This is a genomic window from Klebsiella sp. CN_Kp075 (genome assembly GCF_040065055.2).
In the GTDB taxonomy this organism is placed as follows: Bacteria; Pseudomonadota; Gammaproteobacteria; order Enterobacterales; family Enterobacteriaceae; genus Klebsiella; species Klebsiella aerogenes.
Map to the genome: position 1 here is coordinate 1,983,354 of NZ_CM198050.1, position 17,351 is coordinate 2,000,704.

A 17,351-nucleotide genomic window follows, 5' to 3' on the forward strand; every position below is an offset into this window, starting at 1 on the left:
CGCCCCACAATGTAGCAGGAGTGAGTGATGTTTGCAGGTTTACCTTCGCTGAGCCATGAGCAACAGCAAAAAGCGGTCGAACGTATTCAGGAATTGATGGCGCAGGGGATGAGCAGCGGCCAGGCAATCGCCCTGGTGGCCGATGAACTGCGCGCCACGCATACCGGCGACCGGATCGTAGCGCGCTTCGAAGATGACGACGAAGACGAGTAATTACGCCGCGGCGATGATTTTGATCTCAACTTTATACTGCGGCTTCATCAGGGTTGCCTGTACGGTGCAGCGCACCGGCGCGTGACCGGCAACCACCCAGGCGTCCCAGGCTTTATTCATCGCCGCAAAATCATCTTTGTTGGCCAGGAAAATGGTGGCATCAAGAATACGTGACTTATTGCTGCCCTGTTTTTCCAGCACCGCGTCAATTTGCGCCAGGGTATTGGCGGTCTGCTCAAACGCGTCGGCGTCGAGGTTTTCCGGCACCCCGGTGTAGTAGATAGTCTGGTTGTGAATCACCACATCAGACCAGCGGGCTTCGGCATCAATACGCGTAATTGTCATTTATCTTTCCTCTTTGTTCTATCCATTTGGCTGCGGCAAGACTGCCACAATGTTCCGCCCGCGTCACTACCCGGGCTGGCGAAACGCCATCCTCCCTGACATAATCACTGTCCAAATAACCAGGGGGCAACGTGATCGACGATTTTGCAGCAGACGGCCAGCTGGCCATGGCGATACCGGGATTTAAGCCGCGCGAACCGCAGCGCCAGATGGCGATAGCGGTGAGTGAAGCTATTGAAGCCTCCCGGCCGCTGGTGGTGGAAGCAGGGACTGGCACCGGTAAAACCTACGCCTATCTGGCGCCCGCGCTGCGCGCGAAGAAAAAGGTGATCATCTCCACGGGTTCGAAAGCGCTGCAGGATCAGCTCTATAGCCGCGATCTGCCGACCGTCGCCAAAGCGCTGAAATTCACCGGTAAACTGGCGCTATTAAAGGGGCGCTCAAACTACCTGTGCCTTGAACGCCTTGAGCAGCAGGCGCTGGCGGGCGGCGATCTGCCGGTACAAACGTTAAGTGACGTTATTCTTCTGCGCTCCTGGTCAAATCAGACGCAGGATGGCGATATCAGCACCTGCGCCAGCGTCGCCGAAGATTCTCAGGCCTGGCCGCTGGTGACCAGCACCAACGATAACTGTCTTGGCAGCGACTGCCCGTTATATAAAGATTGTTTTGTGGTGAAAGCGCGTAAGAAGGCGATGGATGCGGATGTAGTGGTGGTCAACCATCACCTGTTTCTTGCCGATATGGTGGTGAAAGAGAGCGGCTTTGCCGAACTGATCCCCGAAGCGGAAGTAATGATATTCGATGAAGCCCATCAGTTGCCGGATATCGCCAGCCAGTATTTTGGCCAGTCGCTCTCCAGCCGCCAGCTACTGGATTTGGCCAAAGACATCACCATTGCCTACCGTACCGAACTAAAAGATACCCAACAGCTGCAAAAATGCGCCGATCGTCTGGCGCAAAGCGCGCAGGATTTCCGTTTGCAGTTGGGCGATCCGGGCTATCGCGGCAACCTGCGCGATCTGCTGGCGGATAGCCACATTCAGCGCGCGCTGCTGCTGCTCGATGACGCGCTTGAACTGTGTTACGACGTCGCCAAACTCTCCCTTGGCCGCTCGGCGCTGCTCGACGCCGCCTTCGAGCGCGCGACGCTCTACCGCGGGCGCCTGAAGCGGCTCAAAGAAATCAATCAGCCTGGCTATAGCTACTGGTATGAATGCACGTCGCGTCATTTTACCCTCGCCTTGACGCCGTTAACGGTGGCAGAGAAGTTTAAAGAGGTGATGGCGCAAAAGTCGGGGAGCTGGATCTTTACCTCGGCGACGCTGTCGGTGAACGACGATCTCCACCACTTTACCGCTCGTCTCGGCATTGATGACGCGCAGACGCTGCTGTTGCCCAGCCCATTTGATTATCAGCATCAGGCGCTGCTCTGCGTACCGCGTAACCTACCTCTGCCGAACCAGCCCGGTGCTGCCCGTCATCTGGCGGCCATGTTGAAACCCTTGATTGAGGCCAATGATGGACGCTGCTTCATGCTCTGCACCTCGCATGCCATGATGCGCGATCTGGCGGAGCAGTTTCGCGCCACCATGACGCTGCCGGTACTGCTACAAGGAGAGACCAGCAAAGGCCAGCTGCTGCAGCAGTTTGTTAGCGCCGGCAATGCGCTATTAGTGGCGACCAGTAGCTTCTGGGAAGGGGTTGACGTGCGCGGCGACGCGCTGTCGCTGGTGATTATCGATAAGCTGCCCTTTACCTCACCGGACGATCCGCTGCTCAAAGCGCGAATGGAAGACTGCCGACTGCGCGGCGGCGATCCGTTTGATGAAGTTCAGCTGCCGGATGCCGTCATTACCCTCAAACAGGGTGTGGGGCGCCTGATCCGCGATATTGACGATCGCGGCGTTCTGGTTATCTGCGACAACCGGCTGGTGATGCGCCCCTACGGCGCCGTGTTCCTGGCCAGCCTGCCACCCGCGCCGCGGACCCGCGATATCCGCCGGGCGGTGCGCTTCCTCGCCGTGCCGCCGGCAAGGTAATCCGCAGTAAAATGTGATAAGCTGCGCGCCATTTTGTTAATCAGCTATCCCCAATGGATTTAGGACGGTACGGCGGCGGTGAGTCCGCCCGCCGATGAATGTACCGCCCTAAAACCTGGAATATGTAACGAGAGCGTGACCACCCATGCGAATTTTGGCTATCGATACCGCCACGGAGGCGTGCTCCGCGGCGCTGTGGAATGATGGCGCCCTGAGCGCCCATTTTGAAATTTGTCCTCGCGAACACACCCAACGTATCCTGCCGCTGGTGCAGGAGGTCCTCACTGAAAGCGGCACTACGCTGAATGAACTTGACGCGTTGGCCTTTGGCCGCGGGCCGGGCAGTTTTACCGGCGTACGTATTGGTATCGGCATTGCCCAAGGACTGGCGCTGGGCGCGGAGCTGCCAATGATTGGCGTCTCTACGTTGGCGACGATGGCGCAGGGCGCGTGGCGCAAAACCGGCGCTACTCGCGTGCTGGCGGCCATTGACGCGCGTATGGGCGAAGTCTACTGGGCCGAGTATCAGCGCGACGAAGATGGCGTCTGGCACGGCGAAGAAACTGAAGCGGTCCTCAAACCGGCTGCGGTTGCCGAACGCCTGGCGCGGCTTTCCGGCGAATGGGCTACCGTCGGCACCGGCTGGCAGGCGTGGCCGGATCTGGCGAAAGAGAGCGGGCTGATTTTAAGCAGCGGCGAGATTGAACTGCCGGCGGCAGAAGATATGCTACCGCTGGCCATCCAACTGCTTGCGGCGGGAAAAACCGTGGCCGTTGAGCATGCGGAACCAGTTTATTTGCGAAACGAAGTGGCGTGGAAGAAACTTCCTGGCCGCGAGTGAATCTCAGTAGAGAGAAGACTGAGAGAAGGAGTCGCATCATGGCGGGTCAAAAACAGGGTGTTCGTTGGCTGTTAGCCGCGGCGGTCGCCGTTGCGCTAAGCGGTTGCGTGTCGGTGCCGGATGTTATTAAAGGCACCAGCCCTACGCCGCAGCAGGATTTAGTGCGGGTGATGAACGCGCCGCAGCTGTATATCGGCCAGGAAGCGCGTTTTGGCGGTAAGGTCGTCAACGTGCAGAATCAGCAGGGGAAAACCCGCTTAGAGATTGCCACCGTACCGCTGGATAGCGGCGCGCGGCCGGAACTGGGCGAACCTTCACGCGGGCGTATCCTCGCCGACGTGAGCGGTTTCCTCGACCCGGTCGATTTCCGCGGCCAGCTGGTGACCGTGGTTGGGCCGATTAGCGGCGTCGTCGACGGTAAAGTTGGCGCCACCCCCTATAAATTCATGTTGATGAACGCCACCGGCTATAAGCGCTGGAACGTGGTGCAGCAGGTGGTGATGCCGCCGCAGCCCATCGACCCGTGGATGCTCGGCCCACGCCCCTGGGGCTACGGATACGGCGGTTGGGGTTGGTATAACCCGGGACCGGCCGAGGTCAGAAATGTCGTAACGGAATGATTTTGTTGTTTTTATAATGGAATAGAAACAGCGGCTAGCCCGCTGTTTCGTGTTTTTTAGTCTCATAAGAAAAATAAATAGTGACGCGCTTCGCAACCTGAAAAACGCCTAATTAATAAACTGGTACGCTGAGTTAATATAATGTTAACAAAATGTTTGTTGATCAGGGGCTGTGATGACGACGAATAACTATTTCAGAGGTGAAGCAGTGAAAAAGGTTTGGCTAAACCGTTATCCCGCCGATGTCCCGGCGGAGATAAATCCTGACCGCTATCAATCCCTGGTTGAATTGTTTGAACACGCCACCACCCGTTATGCCGATCAGCCGGCATTTATCAACATGGGCGAGGTGATGACCTACCGTAAGCTGGAAGAGCGCAGCCGTGCTTTCGCCGCTTATCTCCAGCAAGGATTAGGGCTACAGAAGGGCGATCGCGTCGCGCTGATGATGCCTAACCTGCTGCAATACCCGGTGGCGCTGTTTGGGATCCTGCGTGCCGGAATGATTGCCGTCAACGTTAACCCGCTGTATACCCCGCGCGAACTGGAGCACCAGCTCAATGACAGCGGCGCGGCGGCGATTGTGATCGTTTCCAACTTCGCACATACCCTGGAGAAAGTAGTCGATAAAACCCAGGTAAAACACGTCATCCTGACGCGGATGGGCGATCAGCTCTCCACCGCCAAAGGGACGTTGGTCAACTTCGTGGTGAAGTACATTAAGCGGCTGGTGCCAAAATATCATCTGCCGGACGCCATCTCATTTCGTAGCGCCCTGCAGCATGGCTACCGTATGCAGTACGTGAAGCCGGAAATCGTCGCCGACGATCTGGCCTTCCTGCAGTACACCGGCGGTACCACCGGCGTGGCGAAAGGGGCGATGCTGACTCACCGCAATATGCTGGCTAACCTCGAACAGGTGAATGCGACCTACGGTCCGCTACTGCACCGTGGTAAAGAGCTGGTGGTGACCGCGCTGCCGCTGTACCACATCTTCGCCTTGACCATGAACTGCCTGCTGTTTATTGAACTCGGCGGGCAGAACCTGTTGATTACCAATCCGCGCGATATTCCGGGCCTGGTAAAAGAGCTGGCAAAATATCCGTTCACCGCGATGACCGGGGTGAATACCTTGTTTAACGCGCTATTGAACAATAAAGAGTTCCAGCAGCTTGATTTCTCTTCGTTGCATCTTTCCGCCGGCGGCGGCATGCCGGTGCAGCAGGTGGTGGCGGAGCGCTGGGTGAAACTGACCGGCCAGTATCTGCTGGAGGGCTATGGCCTGACGGAGTGCTCGCCGCTGGTGAGCGTCAACCCGCATGATATCGACTACCACAGCGGCAGCATCGGCCTGCCGGTGCCGTCGACCGAAGCCAAGCTGGTCGATGACGATGATAATGAAGTCGCGCCGGGCGAGCCGGGTGAGCTCTGCATCAAAGGGCCGCAGGTGATGCTGGGCTACTGGCAGCGTCCGGATGCCACCGATGAAATCATTAAAGATGGCTGGCTGCATACCGGCGATATTGCGGTGATGGATGATGAAGGCTTCCTGCGCATCGTCGATCGCAAAAAAGATATGATTCTGGTCTCCGGTTTTAACGTCTATCCGAATGAAATTGAGGATGTGGTCATGCAGCATTCCGGCGTGCAGGAAGTGGCCGCCGTCGGCGTACCGTCCGGCAGCAGCGGTGAAGCGGTGAAGATCTTCGTGGTGAAGAAAGATGCTGCGTTAACCGAAGAAGCGCTGATTACTTTCTGCCGTCGCCATTTGACCGGCTACAAGGTGCCGAAGCTGGTTGAGTTTCGTGATGAACTGCCGAAATCCAACGTCGGCAAAATTTTACGTCGAGAACTGCGTGACGAAGCCCGTGCTAAAGTAGACAATAAAGGCTAAGCAACGAGTGAGTCGCCAGGCGCCGGCTAGCCGGCGTCCAGATTACTGACAAAGAAGGAAAAAGCGTGGTTTTTCCTTCTTTGTGGCGATCGGCCGAAAATCAATCAATTGATTTTCCTTGTTATTTGTCTGGTGCAATCTGCAAGCCCAACGATTGCATGAGGTTTGTGATTAATCTCGCGCCGGCTAAGCCGGCGTTTTTTATGGGCGCAAGTTAAGAGAGTATGATTTGAACTATCAGATGATCACCACCGACGATGGCCTGCGCGCTATCTGTGAAGCGGCAACTTCGGCACCCGCAGTTGCGCTGGATACCGAGTTTGTTCGCACCCGTACCTACTATCCGCAGCTTGGTTTGCTGCAGCTGTTCGACGGCAAACAGGTCTCTCTGATCGATCCGTTGACCATCAACGACTGGGCGCCGATGCGCGAGCTGCTGCTCAACCAGGATGTCACCAAATACCTGCATGCGGGTAGCGAAGATTTAGAAGTCTTCCTCAACGCGTTCAACCTGATGCCGCAGCCGCTGATCGACACCCAGATTCTGGCCGCCTTCTGCGGGCGCCCGATGTCGTGGGGCTTTGCTTCAATGGTGGAAGAATATTCCGGCGTCGCGCTGGACAAAAGCGAATCACGCACCGACTGGCTGGCCCGCCCGCTGACCGAGCGTCAGTGCGAATATGCGGCCGCCGACGTCTGGTACCTGTTGCCGATCGCCAGCAAATTAATGGCGGAAACCGACCATGCGGGCTGGCTGCCGGCAGCGTTGAACGAGTGCCACCTGATGCAGCAGCGCCGTCAGGAAATCCTTGACCCGGCGGATGCGTGGCGGGAAATCGGCAATGCCTGGCAACTGCGAACGCGCCAGCTGGGCTGCCTGCAGTTGCTGGCGGAGTGGCGTCTGCGCAAAGCGCGCGAGCGTAACCTGGCGGTGAACTTTGTAGTACGCGAAGAGCATCTGTGGAGCGTGGCGCGCTATATGCCGACCAGCCTCGGCGAGCTCGATAGCCTCGGTTTATCCGGCAGCGAAATTCGCTTCCACGGCAAAACGCTGATTAGCCTGGTTGAAAAAGCGCAGGCCTTGCCGGAATCGGCGCTGCCGGAGCCGCTGCAAAACCTGATCGATATGCCGGGATACCGTAAAGCCTTTAAAGATATTAAAGCGCTGGTGCAGGAAGTGAGCGCGGAGAAGGGCGTGAGCGCCGAGCTGTTGGCGTCGCGCCGTCAGATAAACCAACTGCTGAACTGGCACTGGCAGCTTAAAAATAAAAATGGTGAGCCAGAACTGGTTTCCGGCTGGCGTGGCGAATTGATGGCCGATCGTCTTAAAGCGCTGCTCAACGACTATCCTCGCTAGCGCCGGGCGCTATTCAGGCCATAAAAAACCGGCCGCGCGTTGCGTGGCCGGTTTTTTTAAGGCTACGGCGAAATGCCGTTAACAAGACAACAGGGTCAGGGTTTCGACTCTTCAGCTTCTGGCAGGGTCACGTTCAGCTCGAGAATCGAAATATCACCATCGCGCTGTTCCAGCTGTACGCTGACCATCTCTGGGTCTATCTGCACGTATTTACAGATGACCTCCAGGATATCTTTGCGCAGCTGCGGCAGGTAATGCGGTTCCGCGTCGCCGCGGCGGCGCTCCGCGACGATGATTTGCAGGCGTTCTTTCGCAATGTTAGCCGTGTTCTTTTTTCGCGAGAGAAAAAAGTCGAGTAATGCCATAATTTATCCTCCGAACAGGCGTTTGAGGAAACCTTTCTTCTCTTCTTCGATGAAGCGGAAAGGACGTTCTTCTCCGAGCAGACGATCCACAGTATCCGCATAGGCTTTACCCGCATCTGAAACGGTATCCAGAATGACCGGCTCGCCCTGGTTCGATGCGCGCAGCACGGACTGATCTTCCGGAATCACGCCGACCAGATTGATGCGCAGAATTTCCAGCACGTCTTCCATGCTCAGCATGTCGCCTTTGTTCACGCGGCCCGGGTTGTAGCGCGTCAGCAGCAGGTGCTCTTTGATCGGCTCGTCGCCATTTTCCGCGCGGCGGGATTTGGAGGCCAGAATGCCAAGGATACGGTCGGAGTCGCGCACGGAGGAGACTTCCGGGTTAGTGGTGATGATGGCTTCGTCAGCGAAGTACAGCGCCATCAGCGCGCCGGTTTCGATGCCTGCCGGGGAGTCGCAGACAATAAAATCGAAGTCCATCTTTTTCAGTTCTTCAAGAACCTTATCTACGCCTTCGCGGGTCAGCGCGTCTTTATCACGGGTCTGAGAAGCCGGAAGGATATAGAGATTTTCAGTACGCTTATCTTTGATTAGCGCCTGATTGAGAGTGGCATCGCCCTGGATAACGTTGACGAAGTCATAAACCACCCGACGCTCGCATCCCATAATCAGGTCGAGGTTACGCAGGCCGATATCGAAGTCGATAACGACAGTTTTCTTTCCCTTCTGGGCCAAACCAGTAGCGATGGCCGCGCTGGAGGTGGTCTTACCAACGCCCCCTTTACCCGAAGTCACAACAATAATGCGTGCCATAGAAATTCCTTGTTAAAAAGGGATTAATTGAACGGTTGAATTGTCAAAGCGCCGTCGCCTAAACGCAGGCGCGCCGCTTTGCCATAAAATTCAGCTGGGATGTTATCGCTCAGCCAATATTCCCCTGCGATGGACACCAGTTCCGCCGCGAGGTTAGTACAAAATATTTGGGCATCTCTGTCGCCGCTTGCGCCAGCCAGCGCACGTCCCCGCATCATGCCATACACATGGATGTTACCATCAGCGATAAGTTCCGCTCCGGCACTCACATGGTTTGTAACAATTAGATCACAGTGTGGCGCATAAATGCGCTGACCGGAACGTACCGGCAGATCAATCAAACGCGTTTTTGTGATCGGCGTAGCAACTGGTGGTGGTTCAACGGGTTCCGGCGGCGGCGCCTGACGAACGATTTTCTCTTTTCCTTCCGTCAGTAGCGGGATCCCGGCGCGGTCGATTTCCGTTTTCAGGCGGGAAATTTTACAACCGCTCACCCCCATGATGCGCAATCCGGTGGCGACGATAGCTTCATGCATCGGGCGCCAGTCGACGCTCTCTTCAATACTGCTGATGTTGACCACGACCGGTGCATGACGTAAAAAAGCGGGAGCCTGGGCGATTTTGTCTTCTAACGCCTGACGAATAACCTCGGGATTTGCATCGTGCAAATGAACGACAGATAAAGTGAAGCTACTGCCCTTAAGTTCGATTGGCGTATTTGACATCCTGGCCTTACTCAATTTGCTGTTTATCATCCGCCGAAGTGCGGTGATATTCCGAAGACTAAAAGGCATGTTATAGTCACTCATATATTGAGGCAAGTGACCACGGGTCTAATTCCGAGTAAAACTATGTTTTGTGTGATCTATCGAAGTACTAAACGTGAACAAACCTATTTATATGTCGAAAAAAAGGACGATTTCTCGCGCGTTCCGCCGGAACTGATGGCAAGCTTCGGCACCCCGCAGATGACCATGCTGCTGCCGCTCGACGGGCGCAAGACGCTGGCTAACGCTGACCTCGAAAAAGTAAAACAAGCGCTCGTCGATCAGGGCTATTACCTTCAACTTCCTCCCCCTCCTGAGAATCTACTTAAGAAACACCTCGCGGAACAGGGGAATAAATCCGATTAACCCATTGAGGGAAAATAATGTACCAACATCATAACTGGCAGGGTGAGTTACTGGATTATCCAGTGAGCAAAGTGGTTTGCGTTGGCAGTAATTACGCAAAACATATTAAGGAGATGGGCAGCGCGATGCCGGAAGAACCGGTGCTGTTTATTAAACCTGAAACGGCGCTATGCGATATCCGCCAGCCGTTGGTACTGCCTGAAGGATTGGGCTCGGTGCATCATGAGGTTGAACTGGCGGTGCTGATAGGCAGTACCCTGCGCCAGGCCAGCGAAGACCACGTACGCAAGGCGATTGCCGGTTATGGCGTGGCGCTCGATCTCACCCTGCGTGATATTCAGGGCAAGATGAAAAAGGCCGGGCAACCGTGGGAGAAAGCTAAGGGGTTTGATAACGCCTGTCCGATCTCCGGTTTTATTCCTGCCGCCGAGTTCAACGGCGATCCGCAAAATACGCCGCTAAGCCTGAAGATTAATGGTGAAGTCCGCCAGCAGGGGACGACCGCGGATATGATTCATAAGATCGTACCGCTAATTGCCTATATGTCGCGCTTCTTTACGCTGAAAGCGGGCGATATCATCCTGACCGGGACGCCGGACGGTGTCGGGCCGCTGGCCAGCGGCGACGAGCTGGAAGTCGGCTTCAATGGTTTGACGTTGTCTACCCGCGTGCTGTAACGTCCGCTTGCCGCCTTTTGGGGCGGCAAAACTTGCATCGGCGTGCCAGACTGGTTATAAGGTGCACCCTGAATTGTAATGACGGACATCCCAATGAGCGAACAACCTTTCTGGCAACAAAAAACACTGGATGAAATGACCGACGCGGAGTGGGAATCACTGTGCGACGGCTGCGGACAGTGCTGCCTGCATAAGCTAATGGATGAAGATACCGACGAGATTTACTTTACTAACGTCGCCTGCCGTCAGCTCAACATTAAAACCTGCCAGTGCCGCAACTACGAGCGTCGCTTCGAGTACGAACCGGACTGCATCAAACTCACGCGTGAGAATCTGCCGACCTTCGAATGGCTGCCGCACACCTGCGCCTATCGCCTGCTGGCGGAAGGTAAACCGCTGCCACACTGGCATCCGCTGCTGACCGGCTCAAAAGTGGCGATGCACGGCGAACGTATTTCCGTGCGCCATATAGCGGTGAAAGAGTCCACCGTCGTCGACTGGCAGGACCATATCTTAAACAAACCAGACTGGGCGCAATGACACGTTGAAATGAAAGGGAAAAGTGGTTACTGATTTAGTGCCTGGGGCATGGATGGGGCAAAACCTCCAAAATTTGCGTTGAGTATCGCCATCTGATTACTGTTGTTGTCAGTCATCCATTTTCCGTAAACGTTGTAAACCATTTGCGCTGACGTGTGGCCCATCTGTGAGGCAATGAAGTTTGGATTTGCTCCTGCACTTAATGCCCAACATGCGAAAGTGTGTCTTGATTCATATGCACGGCGATGGCGAATGCCGGCTCTCTTGAGCACATCATTCCACGTCGCGCCGAATGAACCTGGTGCATACCAGTCTCCACCTTTTCCATTTCTTGCAGTCAGCCGCGGAACAAATACGAAAGTACATGCATCTGTTCTTGTTCTGCCGAACTCTCTCAAATGCACTTCTATTTGATGCTGTTTGCCCATTCGGGTATAAGCCATCTGGCTTTTCAGAGCCTGTATTGCTGCGTCGGTGAGCACTATTTCCCGGTTACCGCATTCTGTTTTAGGCGGGGTGAAATGCCCTTTAATGGCAATGTTGCGGCTTACAGTGATTGTCCATTTTTTCAGGTCTATATCTTCCCAGGCAAGCGCACTGATTTCTCCGTGGCGAAGTCCAGTGTTAACGGCCAGTATCCACAGATTTTTTATTTGCTCTGATGGGCAAGCGTTAAGAAGTCGGAAATATTCTTCGTGGGTAAGTGGATCTGGTTCCGTTCTACTCTTCCTGAGAGGATCAATGCCTTCAAATGGGTTTCTGTCGATATACCCATTTTGCTTAGCGAAAGAAAACATACCTCCAAGGCAGTTAAGGTAAACATTTACTGTTCTCACTGTCCGGCCTTTTTTGGCGGAGCGATTCTTCTGGTGTTTCCCACAAATCTGGAACCCTGTAAGCAACTCCTTTCTCACTACCAGGATCTGTTCCGTGTTAATACTGGAAAGCAATTTGTCTGGGCCCAGTAATTCGCAGCAAATTTTGATATAAGACCGGTAACGGTTGAAGGCGTTAAGCGTAATTTCCATCCTCTTAAGCTCTAACCATCTTTTGGCGAGTTCGCCAACAGTAATCCCTGGGCGCGTCAGGCCAAATCGCCCAAGGTTTGAAGACTGCGGAAACTGCTCGACATAATTGAAAGTGCCGATCTTGATGGCATAGCAAATGGTCGTTCTCAGTTCTCCTGCCATTCTCCTGTTTTTGGGGGTGTCAGGTATACCGAGATTTTCCCGAACTCTTACACCCTTATATATAAACCACAGGCGCAAACTACCCCCGTGATTTTCTACCCCGGTAGGATATTTCATGTGTTCTCCTTGTTGTGAATCACTGGGGTATTTAAACAGATCTCTGGCGCGGGATCGCCGGGCGCTGACGTTCAACCCAGTTGTCTATCTCTAAGCGATTGTAGAGGATAGGGGAGTTGTCCTTAGGCTGGCAGTCTCCGGAGTAGTGCCGATACTCGCGACCTTCCATCCAGGATTTTTCGCGGGCCGATTTGATAGCGTTTTTGGTGAGTCCGGTGATCGTCATCAGCACTTCTTCCGAAACCCACTTATTAGGAGTCAGCTGAATAACTTCGCTCATGGTGTTCTCCAGGCAAAAAGAAACCCCGACATGCGGGGTTATTTCTTCATTAATTTGTTAATGCTTACGGCGGGACGACTCAAAAGCTGTTGGTATTTCAATGGCAATTAGTTTCTTTTGCTTTTTCCCAGTAATTGCCTTAGCACCCATGCAGTCTGTACATGCAACGATTTTTGAGCCATCCGACATGGTAATGCGTCTGCATTCTAGCCGCGTCTTATTACACCTTTCACAGCGACTCAATCCTTTTATAATACGTCTGCTTACAGCTACTGGTTTTGACGGTTTGCTCTTCAGTTCCGACATAAAATCCTCCACAAGAATATTATAGCGTCATAACCGAGTTGTTCTGATCATAACTGGCTATCAGTTGTGTCATTTTCGCCAGGCGAAAGTGAGCGGCTCCGGTGTAATCCAAAGGTGCCGCATATTCGCCACGTTAACGATGTCTGAATCCCGCGGATATATCTCAACGGCATCACGATCCCCGTAACCGACAGCTGACTTTATCGCCTGCAGCGCATCCCAACTGATGCCATCTTTCCACCGACCGGAGCTGGCAATGCTGGTGGCGTTCACTGACAGACGGATAACGCCGTTCTCTTCCTGGAACTCCTGGACCAGAAAATAAGAGTTAGCCCAGACGCTGCTCCGCTTCGGATCGTGACACCGTACAGGCCATTGTGATTCTGGTATGGGTTTGAGAATTCCAATCATTATCAGACACCCCTCTGCTTATTCTTAAGCTCGATAACAGATTGGCATTCAGCGCATGTCTGGCAGCCAGGAACGGCAGCGCGCCGCGGCGCCGGAATACTCTCTCCGCATTCACTACAATGCTCAGCTGAAACGGCGTTGCTGTTGATGCGGTGCGCTGCGATCGCCATGTCGATTCGCTGCTGCGCAAGCTCGTTGGCCTGATCGATGATTTCTGGCATGTCATCGCTCCTTTATCTTTCCGTTCAAAATGCCGATTTCCACATAGAGATGGCTTGGTGTTAATCCAAGTTGCCTTATCAGCGGCATACATCCGTTAAGGATCGGCCGTGATATCTCGTCGCAACCTAAAGCGGGGGATGACCGCCGTTGTACCTTTACCTCATCGTTAGCTCTGCGCGCGATGCTTCTGAGCGCATTTTTCTTTTCTTCTGGCGTCATGCACCCACCATATAAGCTCGAATGAACTCAGCGGCAGCCTGAGCGTTTATGGCGTTGCCGTATCCTTTGAGTCTTCCGACGCGGTTGCTGCTTGCCACTCTTGCCACCCCGGGCTCGACTCGTCCCAGGCGCGCGGCAGCCCCATCAACCAGCGGGAATGTGCCGGGTTCAACTGGACGCCATTTGCCATCTCGACATAAGAGCCAGTCCGCATCTCGCCAAAAACCGTTAACCTCAAGGGTCCGGTAATCCCCGCGAAGTCCTGCAGACGCTGCTGGGTCTTGCTGCCGTCCTGTCGATACATGTTCATGGCCGCATCCACCGATGGCGATCGAGTGTTGCTCGTCGTCGGTGTTGGCCAACCCGTCATGAACACCTGGCGCGGCAGCTGGTCCAATCGTTCCTTCCCGTCCCGCTGCGCTGTCATTCCCGCCGAGTCTTTCCAGTCGCGCGACGTTGGAGTTACCCAGCCCGCCATTCTGGCGGCTCCACCCAATGTCGATCCCCTGTTCGGCGCATTTGAAGCTGCACCCAATCCCCTGACCTGGTTGTTGTCGATCGTGGTTGGCGTCGGCCAGCCGGACATCATCGCCGCTGTTTGAATATTCATCCCGCCCTGGCGCCCGGACGTTCCCGCGCCGGTCACTGATGACGCTGTCGGCGTTGGCCACCCAGTAAGCCCGCTCTCTGATGTGCGGCGCACCGATGCCCGCTGACGTAAACGGCACAAGCCCGAAGGCGTATCCCACTCCTTCCAGGTCTGCTTGTACAAGGTCGAACCATGTGTTTGCGTTACCGCTTGCAACCTGTTCGCCAAAGACATGCTGAGGTCTGCGCTCGCTGATGAGATGGAAGAAGTGAGGCCAAAGGTGCCGCTCGTCAGCAAACCCATCGCCTTTGCCTGCCGCGCTGAAAGGCTGACACGGGCAGGAACCAGTCCAGACCGGGCGATCGTCAGGCCATCCTGCGAGGCGGAGGGAATGGGACCAGACGCCAATTCCGGCGAAAAAGTGGCACTGGGTAAATCCTCTGAGGTCGTCAGGTGTGACATCTTCAATACTCCGTTCGTCAACTTCGCCCGGGGCGATATGCCCGGCGGCGATCAGGTTGCGCAGCCACTGCGCCGCGAAGGGGTCTATTTCGTTGTAGTAAGCCGCTGGCGTCATGCTGCCTCCGTCTTCGCAACTTCGATGGCGCAGCCGGGGATCAGCTCAACGGAAGCGGTGGAGCACTGGTTTCCCCAGTGGCTCCAGCCTGGCGCTGCGCTGCGGCTGAACAGCTCAATGCGTGGCACGGCACCGTAAAGCAGCTCAAGCCGGTGGCGCACTTCCCACGGTTTCTCGCTGTGAGCGCCGAGCGGGCTGTAGACCACCTGCTTAATGCCGGCATGCTTGCGTTCCAGCCCGGCGCCGCGGGTGGCAATCAGCACGTCTTCCGTGTTGGCGCGAGTGTGGTTGCCGCCGTTCATGCGCGTCTCTGCATTCAGCAGGTCGAGGAAGTCGTAAAAGTCGGTCACATCTCCCTCTGCCAGCGCTTTATTAATGCGTAACTCGGCCAGTTGGTTCAGCTTCACCCAGGTGAATAGCTTCATCGTGCGCACCGTAAAACCCCACGACTCAGCAAGCGCGACCGCCTCCTGGTTATGGGTGCCGGTGTACCACATCGCGAGCACAGCGTTATCCGCGGCGAGCTCCCATACAGGGAGCCGTTTCATATCGAGCAGACTCATGGTGGGGTAGTGATCGACGGCGGCGCCGTTGCTGATCTGGTTCCCGTAAGACCAGGCAGGGTCGGCATAGATAAGTGAGTAGCGGTTCATAGGACTGACTCCATCTCATCGATATAGAGGCCAGATGCGATAAGCCGGCGGCGCCGGGCCGCTTTATCAATGCATTTCTGGCGGTTACCAGAAGCGGCCTGAGCTATCGAGCGTTTAGTGAACAGGCGCGTTTTGCCCTGCGGGGTGATGACCTTTGGCCTTGTGATCAAATCAAAGGTGCGATCGCAGATTCCATCCTCATTGAGCCAGGTTTTCGATGCGGCCAGCTGCGCAATACGGCCTTCTCCCCTGGTTATGCTGTTAGCAACGCGGTTAAATTCGATAAGCGACACGCCAAATTTCTCCGCTATTTCGCTGCCGGTTACAGGGCGGCCGCGCGTCTGAATCATCCAGATCACGCGTTCGCGGAGTCCGGAGAATTTCCCGACTTTGCCGGGCCTGCGATAAAATGGAGTGCGTTTCATTTCCACTGCTCCCCGAAGGTAAAGCCGATCTCTTCCAGCGATTCGTCCATCTTGCTGATGAACTCAGGCACCATTTCGTTGAAGTCGGACATGTATTTGTCGTCGCGCTCAACAACCACGTGATGAATGCCTTCTCGCTTCATGCGAGGGTCATAATTCGCGAAATACCAGGCATCCTTGCCGGTTACCCACATGCTGAATTGCACCTGGGCCATATAGGCGGATTTGATAGCCTCGAAACCGCCAAGCCGGAATTTCATGAAGTCGCGAGAGGTGAAAGGGCACTTCAGCTCAAGGCCGCGGCCATCACTACACAGGCCGTCAGGTGAGCAGGCGGTACGCATGCCTTCGTCGCGGAACAGGATCGGAGACTCCGTGACTTTCACGTCAGTAGTGAACTCAAAAAGAGTGCGGGCGTCTTCCTCGTACTGCTTACCCCATGCCAGCGCCTTGGCGTTTATCTCTGGCGCGACGCCGGTGCATACCTCGGCGAGTAGGGTGTGGAAGTAGGACATTTTCATGTCTGTCCACTTCTTCCCAGATCTTGGCTTGGCGATGACGTTATGCACTTCAGAGGCAGTGATGACGCCGAGGCGCAGCCGGTGCCACGCCTCATCGCCCTGTAGGATGTTGGTTACGTCAATGCCGGTCCTGGCCAGGATAATTTCAGGTGTCATGCTGTCACCTGCGCTTTTTTCTGGAGGAAGCTAAAGCCTTTCTGCGCTTCTTCTTCGGTGAGTTGTGATGCCTGGAAAATATCACGCTTGAAGATGTTGCTGCACAGAGGCAGGAAGTCCTGCTCCCAGTCCTTATTCAGTGACGATAAGAGATCGGTGATTGCCTGCAGCGTTTCATCGCTGGCCACTAGGGGGATCGCCTCTGTAGTGCTGCGCGGAGTAACGTCACGCACATCCAATTCCAGCGTTTTACCTTCCATCTCTTCGGCTGTAGGCTGCTGTCCAATCTCAGGCCATGCCTTACGCAACGCCTGGGCTTCTGCGCATTTCGCCAGCTGGCCGTATGGGCGCTTTTTCCACATAGCGTTCGGCGCTGTGGTGTCGCGGCCGCCGGTGGCATAGTTTTCAATCCAGTATTCTTTGGCGCTGAATTCGACGATCTCGCCGCTGGGCATGCGCTTGAAAACGGTGTATTTGCACCACTCAGGGAAGGTAACCTCGACACCAGTAAGCGTCTGAGTTACGTCGGGGCCGAATTCTGGTTCCCGCGCCCCAGCATAATCGCCGGAACGGTCTGCCTGAATGCGGTAAAGCCCGATTCCCGGCATGACCACGTCGCGCCATTCACTTTTCCCTGTTCTCGAATCTTTGACGCTCATCGGCACGAGGTGGACAGGCTTCAGTAGTGGATCCAGTTGGCGGGCGCGGCAATAATCGAGCGCCATCATCACAGATTCGTCTTTGGCGCCAGGGTAGATGCTGTTCTTCAGCGCGCTCCAGGTCGCGAAGTCGATGCCTTTTTCCTGCAGCGCGCTCGCTGTGATTGTTAATTCGTTTGCCAT

Annotated in this window: 23 protein-coding genes; 9 read left to right on the top strand and 14 right to left on the bottom strand. The window is 55.2% G+C overall.

Features of this window, described 5'->3' with window-relative positions; genetic code table 11:
• The first annotated feature begins 27 nt into the window (after positions 1-27).
• Positions 28-213 carry a YoaH family protein gene (locus ABLV78_RS09430; RefSeq protein WP_015366046.1) on the top strand — a complete coding sequence of 62 codons (186 nt, stop codon included), beginning with the start codon at positions 28-30 and terminating at the stop codon, positions 211-213.
• On the opposite strand, the gene ABLV78_RS09435 is transcribed toward ABLV78_RS09430, so the two are convergent.
• Positions 214-558, bottom strand: a complete 345-nt coding sequence (locus ABLV78_RS09435) for a RidA family protein (protein WP_015366047.1) — start codon at positions 556-558, stop codon at positions 214-216.
• A 131-nt stretch (positions 559-689) separates the two neighbouring features.
• Here ABLV78_RS09435 and yoaA point away from each other — a divergent pair, with 131 nt between their 5' ends.
• From yoaA to rnd, 5 genes are all read left to right on the top strand, one after another.
• On the top strand, positions 690-2,600 hold the full coding sequence (gene yoaA / locus ABLV78_RS09440) for a DNA repair helicase YoaA (protein ID WP_047045273.1): 1,911 nt from the start codon (positions 690-692) through the stop codon (positions 2,598-2,600).
• A gap of 145 nt (positions 2,601-2,745) precedes the next feature.
• Positions 2,746-3,441, top strand: a complete 696-nt coding sequence (tsaB, locus tag ABLV78_RS09445; protein ID WP_045390407.1) for a tRNA (adenosine(37)-N6)-threonylcarbamoyltransferase complex dimerization subunit type 1 TsaB — start codon at positions 2,746-2,748, stop codon at positions 3,439-3,441.
• A 38-nt stretch (positions 3,442-3,479) separates the two neighbouring features.
• Positions 3,480-4,061 carry a Slp family lipoprotein gene (locus tag ABLV78_RS09450; protein WP_045390409.1) on the top strand — a complete coding sequence of 194 codons (582 nt, stop codon included), beginning with the start codon at positions 3,480-3,482 and terminating at the stop codon, positions 4,059-4,061.
• Positions 4,062-4,269: 208 nt separating this feature from the next.
• A complete protein-coding gene (gene fadD, locus ABLV78_RS09455; RefSeq protein ID WP_015705923.1) occupies positions 4,270-5,955 on the top strand; it encodes a long-chain-fatty-acid--CoA ligase FadD in 1,686 nt (561 codons plus the stop codon).
• Between the two features lie 241 nt (positions 5,956-6,196).
• The gene (gene rnd, locus ABLV78_RS09460) at positions 6,197-7,312 is read left to right on the top strand and encodes a ribonuclease D (RefSeq protein WP_161801895.1); all 1,116 of its coding nucleotides are present in this window, start codon (positions 6,197-6,199) and stop codon (positions 7,310-7,312) included.
• A 95-nt stretch (positions 7,313-7,407) separates the two neighbouring features.
• Here rnd and minE read toward each other — a convergent pair whose 3' ends face one another.
• Genes minE through minC form a run of 3 tightly spaced genes read right to left on the bottom strand, consistent with a single transcriptional unit; the run spans position 7,408 to position 9,218 of the window.
• Entirely contained in the window at positions 7,408-7,677 is a 270-nt protein-coding gene (minE, locus tag ABLV78_RS09465; protein ID WP_015366053.1) for a cell division topological specificity factor MinE, read from the bottom strand.
• Positions 7,678-7,680: 3 nt separating this feature from the next.
• A complete protein-coding gene (gene minD, locus ABLV78_RS09470; RefSeq protein ID WP_015366054.1) occupies positions 7,681-8,493 on the bottom strand; it encodes a septum site-determining protein MinD in 813 nt (270 codons plus the stop codon).
• Between the two features lie 23 nt (positions 8,494-8,516).
• A complete protein-coding gene (minC, locus tag ABLV78_RS09475; RefSeq protein WP_047045268.1) occupies positions 8,517-9,218 on the bottom strand; it encodes a septum site-determining protein MinC in 702 nt (233 codons plus the stop codon).
• Between the two features lie 126 nt (positions 9,219-9,344).
• Between minC and ABLV78_RS09480 the strand changes: the two genes are divergently transcribed.
• The 3 genes from ABLV78_RS09480 to ycgN all read left to right on the top strand — a co-directional run bounded on the left by ABLV78_RS09480 (position 9,345) and on the right by ycgN (position 10,843).
• A complete protein-coding gene (locus ABLV78_RS09480) occupies positions 9,345-9,626 on the top strand; it encodes a YcgL domain-containing protein (protein ID WP_026612271.1) in 282 nt (93 codons plus the stop codon).
• A gap of 17 nt (positions 9,627-9,643) precedes the next feature.
• Positions 9,644-10,303: a fumarylacetoacetate hydrolase family protein gene (locus ABLV78_RS09485; RefSeq protein WP_045390418.1), complete on the top strand. Its 660-nt coding sequence runs from the start codon at positions 9,644-9,646 to the stop codon at positions 10,301-10,303.
• A 93-nt stretch (positions 10,304-10,396) separates the two neighbouring features.
• On the top strand, positions 10,397-10,843 hold the full coding sequence (gene ycgN / locus ABLV78_RS09490) for a cysteine cluster protein YcgN (protein ID WP_045390420.1): 447 nt from the start codon (positions 10,397-10,399) through the stop codon (positions 10,841-10,843).
• A gap of 26 nt (positions 10,844-10,869) precedes the next feature.
• Here ycgN and ABLV78_RS09495 read toward each other — a convergent pair whose 3' ends face one another.
• The 10 genes from ABLV78_RS09495 to bet all read right to left on the bottom strand — a co-directional run bounded on the left by ABLV78_RS09495 (position 10,870) and on the right by bet (position 17,351).
• A complete protein-coding gene (locus ABLV78_RS09495) occupies positions 10,870-12,150 on the bottom strand; it encodes a tyrosine-type recombinase/integrase (protein WP_165430684.1) in 1,281 nt (426 codons plus the stop codon).
• A 31-nt stretch (positions 12,151-12,181) separates the two neighbouring features.
• Entirely contained in the window at positions 12,182-12,430 is a 249-nt protein-coding gene (locus ABLV78_RS09500; RefSeq protein WP_165430683.1) for an excisionase family protein, read from the bottom strand.
• A gap of 375 nt (positions 12,431-12,805) precedes the next feature.
• A complete protein-coding gene (locus ABLV78_RS09505) occupies positions 12,806-13,147 on the bottom strand; it encodes a DUF7694 domain-containing protein (protein WP_165430682.1) in 342 nt (113 codons plus the stop codon).
• A 2-nt stretch (positions 13,148-13,149) separates the two neighbouring features.
• A complete protein-coding gene (locus ABLV78_RS09510) occupies positions 13,150-13,368 on the bottom strand; it encodes a TraR/DksA family transcriptional regulator (protein WP_049061484.1) in 219 nt (72 codons plus the stop codon).
• A gap of 1 nt (position 13,369) precedes the next feature.
• Positions 13,370-13,588, bottom strand: coding sequence for a hypothetical protein (locus ABLV78_RS09515; RefSeq protein WP_049061483.1), 219 nt, complete (start codon positions 13,586-13,588; stop codon positions 13,370-13,372).
• Positions 13,585-14,754, bottom strand: coding sequence for a DNA cytosine methyltransferase (locus tag ABLV78_RS09520; RefSeq protein ID WP_049061482.1), 1,170 nt, complete (start codon positions 14,752-14,754; stop codon positions 13,585-13,587). Before ABLV78_RS09520 ends, ABLV78_RS09515 begins: the two co-directional genes overlap by 4 nt.
• Complete coding sequence (locus ABLV78_RS09525) at positions 14,751-15,407, bottom strand: MT-A70 family methyltransferase (RefSeq protein WP_165430681.1); 657 nt, start codon at positions 15,405-15,407, stop codon at positions 14,751-14,753. Before ABLV78_RS09525 ends, ABLV78_RS09520 begins: the two co-directional genes overlap by 4 nt.
• On the bottom strand, positions 15,404-15,832 hold the full coding sequence (locus ABLV78_RS09530) for a hypothetical protein (protein ID WP_015705914.1): 429 nt from the start codon (positions 15,830-15,832) through the stop codon (positions 15,404-15,406). The genes ABLV78_RS09525 and ABLV78_RS09530 overlap by 4 nt, the downstream gene beginning before the upstream one ends.
• Positions 15,829-16,509, bottom strand: a complete 681-nt coding sequence (locus ABLV78_RS09535) for a lambda exonuclease family protein (RefSeq protein ID WP_165430680.1) — start codon at positions 16,507-16,509, stop codon at positions 15,829-15,831. The genes ABLV78_RS09530 and ABLV78_RS09535 overlap by 4 nt, the downstream gene beginning before the upstream one ends.
• Positions 16,506-17,351: a phage recombination protein Bet gene (gene bet, locus ABLV78_RS09540; RefSeq protein WP_165430679.1), complete on the bottom strand. Its 846-nt coding sequence runs from the start codon at positions 17,349-17,351 to the stop codon at positions 16,506-16,508. The genes ABLV78_RS09535 and bet overlap by 4 nt, the downstream gene beginning before the upstream one ends.

Bases quoted from the DNA above. Each gene is read 5' to 3' on its own strand.
- ABLV78_RS09435 (WP_015366047.1), bottom strand. From the start codon at position 558: ATGACAATTACGCGTATTGATGCCGAAGCCCGCTGGTCTGATGTGGTG.
- ABLV78_RS09430 (WP_015366046.1), top strand. From the start codon at position 28: ATGTTTGCAGGTTTACCTTCGCTGAGCCATGAGCAACAGCAAAAAGCG.
- ABLV78_RS09510 (WP_049061484.1), bottom strand. From the start codon at position 13,368: ATGCCAGAAATCATCGATCAGGCCAACGAGCTTGCGCAGCAGCGAATC.
- ABLV78_RS09495 (WP_165430684.1), bottom strand. From the start codon at position 12,150: ATGAAATATCCTACCGGGGTAGAAAATCACGGGGGTAGTTTGCGCCTG.
- ABLV78_RS09530 (WP_015705914.1), bottom strand. From the start codon at position 15,832: ATGAAACGCACTCCATTTTATCGCAGGCCCGGCAAAGTCGGGAAATTC.
- tsaB (WP_045390407.1), top strand. From the start codon at position 2,746: ATGCGAATTTTGGCTATCGATACCGCCACGGAGGCGTGCTCCGCGGCG.
- ABLV78_RS09520 (WP_049061482.1), bottom strand. From the start codon at position 14,754: ATGACGCCAGCGGCTTACTACAACGAAATAGACCCCTTCGCGGCGCAG.
- ABLV78_RS09525 (WP_165430681.1), bottom strand. From the start codon at position 15,407: ATGAACCGCTACTCACTTATCTATGCCGACCCTGCCTGGTCTTACGGG.
- ABLV78_RS09450 (WP_045390409.1), top strand. From the start codon at position 3,480: ATGGCGGGTCAAAAACAGGGTGTTCGTTGGCTGTTAGCCGCGGCGGTC.
- ABLV78_RS09480 (WP_026612271.1), top strand. From the start codon at position 9,345: ATGTTTTGTGTGATCTATCGAAGTACTAAACGTGAACAAACCTATTTA.
- rnd (WP_161801895.1), top strand. From the start codon at position 6,197: ATGATCACCACCGACGATGGCCTGCGCGCTATCTGTGAAGCGGCAACT.
- minE (WP_015366053.1), bottom strand. From the start codon at position 7,677: ATGGCATTACTCGACTTTTTTCTCTCGCGAAAAAAGAACACGGCTAAC.
- ycgN (WP_045390420.1), top strand. From the start codon at position 10,397: ATGAGCGAACAACCTTTCTGGCAACAAAAAACACTGGATGAAATGACC.
- ABLV78_RS09515 (WP_049061483.1), bottom strand. From the start codon at position 13,588: ATGACGCCAGAAGAAAAGAAAAATGCGCTCAGAAGCATCGCGCGCAGA.
- minC (WP_047045268.1), bottom strand. From the start codon at position 9,218: ATGTCAAATACGCCAATCGAACTTAAGGGCAGTAGCTTCACTTTATCT.
- ABLV78_RS09485 (WP_045390418.1), top strand. From the start codon at position 9,644: ATGTACCAACATCATAACTGGCAGGGTGAGTTACTGGATTATCCAGTG.
- ABLV78_RS09535 (WP_165430680.1), bottom strand. From the start codon at position 16,509: ATGACACCTGAAATTATCCTGGCCAGGACCGGCATTGACGTAACCAAC.
- ABLV78_RS09505 (WP_165430682.1), bottom strand. From the start codon at position 13,147: ATGATTGGAATTCTCAAACCCATACCAGAATCACAATGGCCTGTACGG.
- bet (WP_165430679.1), bottom strand. From the start codon at position 17,351: ATGGCAAACGAATTAACAATCACAGCGAGCGCGCTGCAGGAAAAAGGC.
- minD (WP_015366054.1), bottom strand. From the start codon at position 8,493: ATGGCACGCATTATTGTTGTGACTTCGGGTAAAGGGGGCGTTGGTAAG.
- ABLV78_RS09500 (WP_165430683.1), bottom strand. From the start codon at position 12,430: ATGAGCGAAGTTATTCAGCTGACTCCTAATAAGTGGGTTTCGGAAGAA.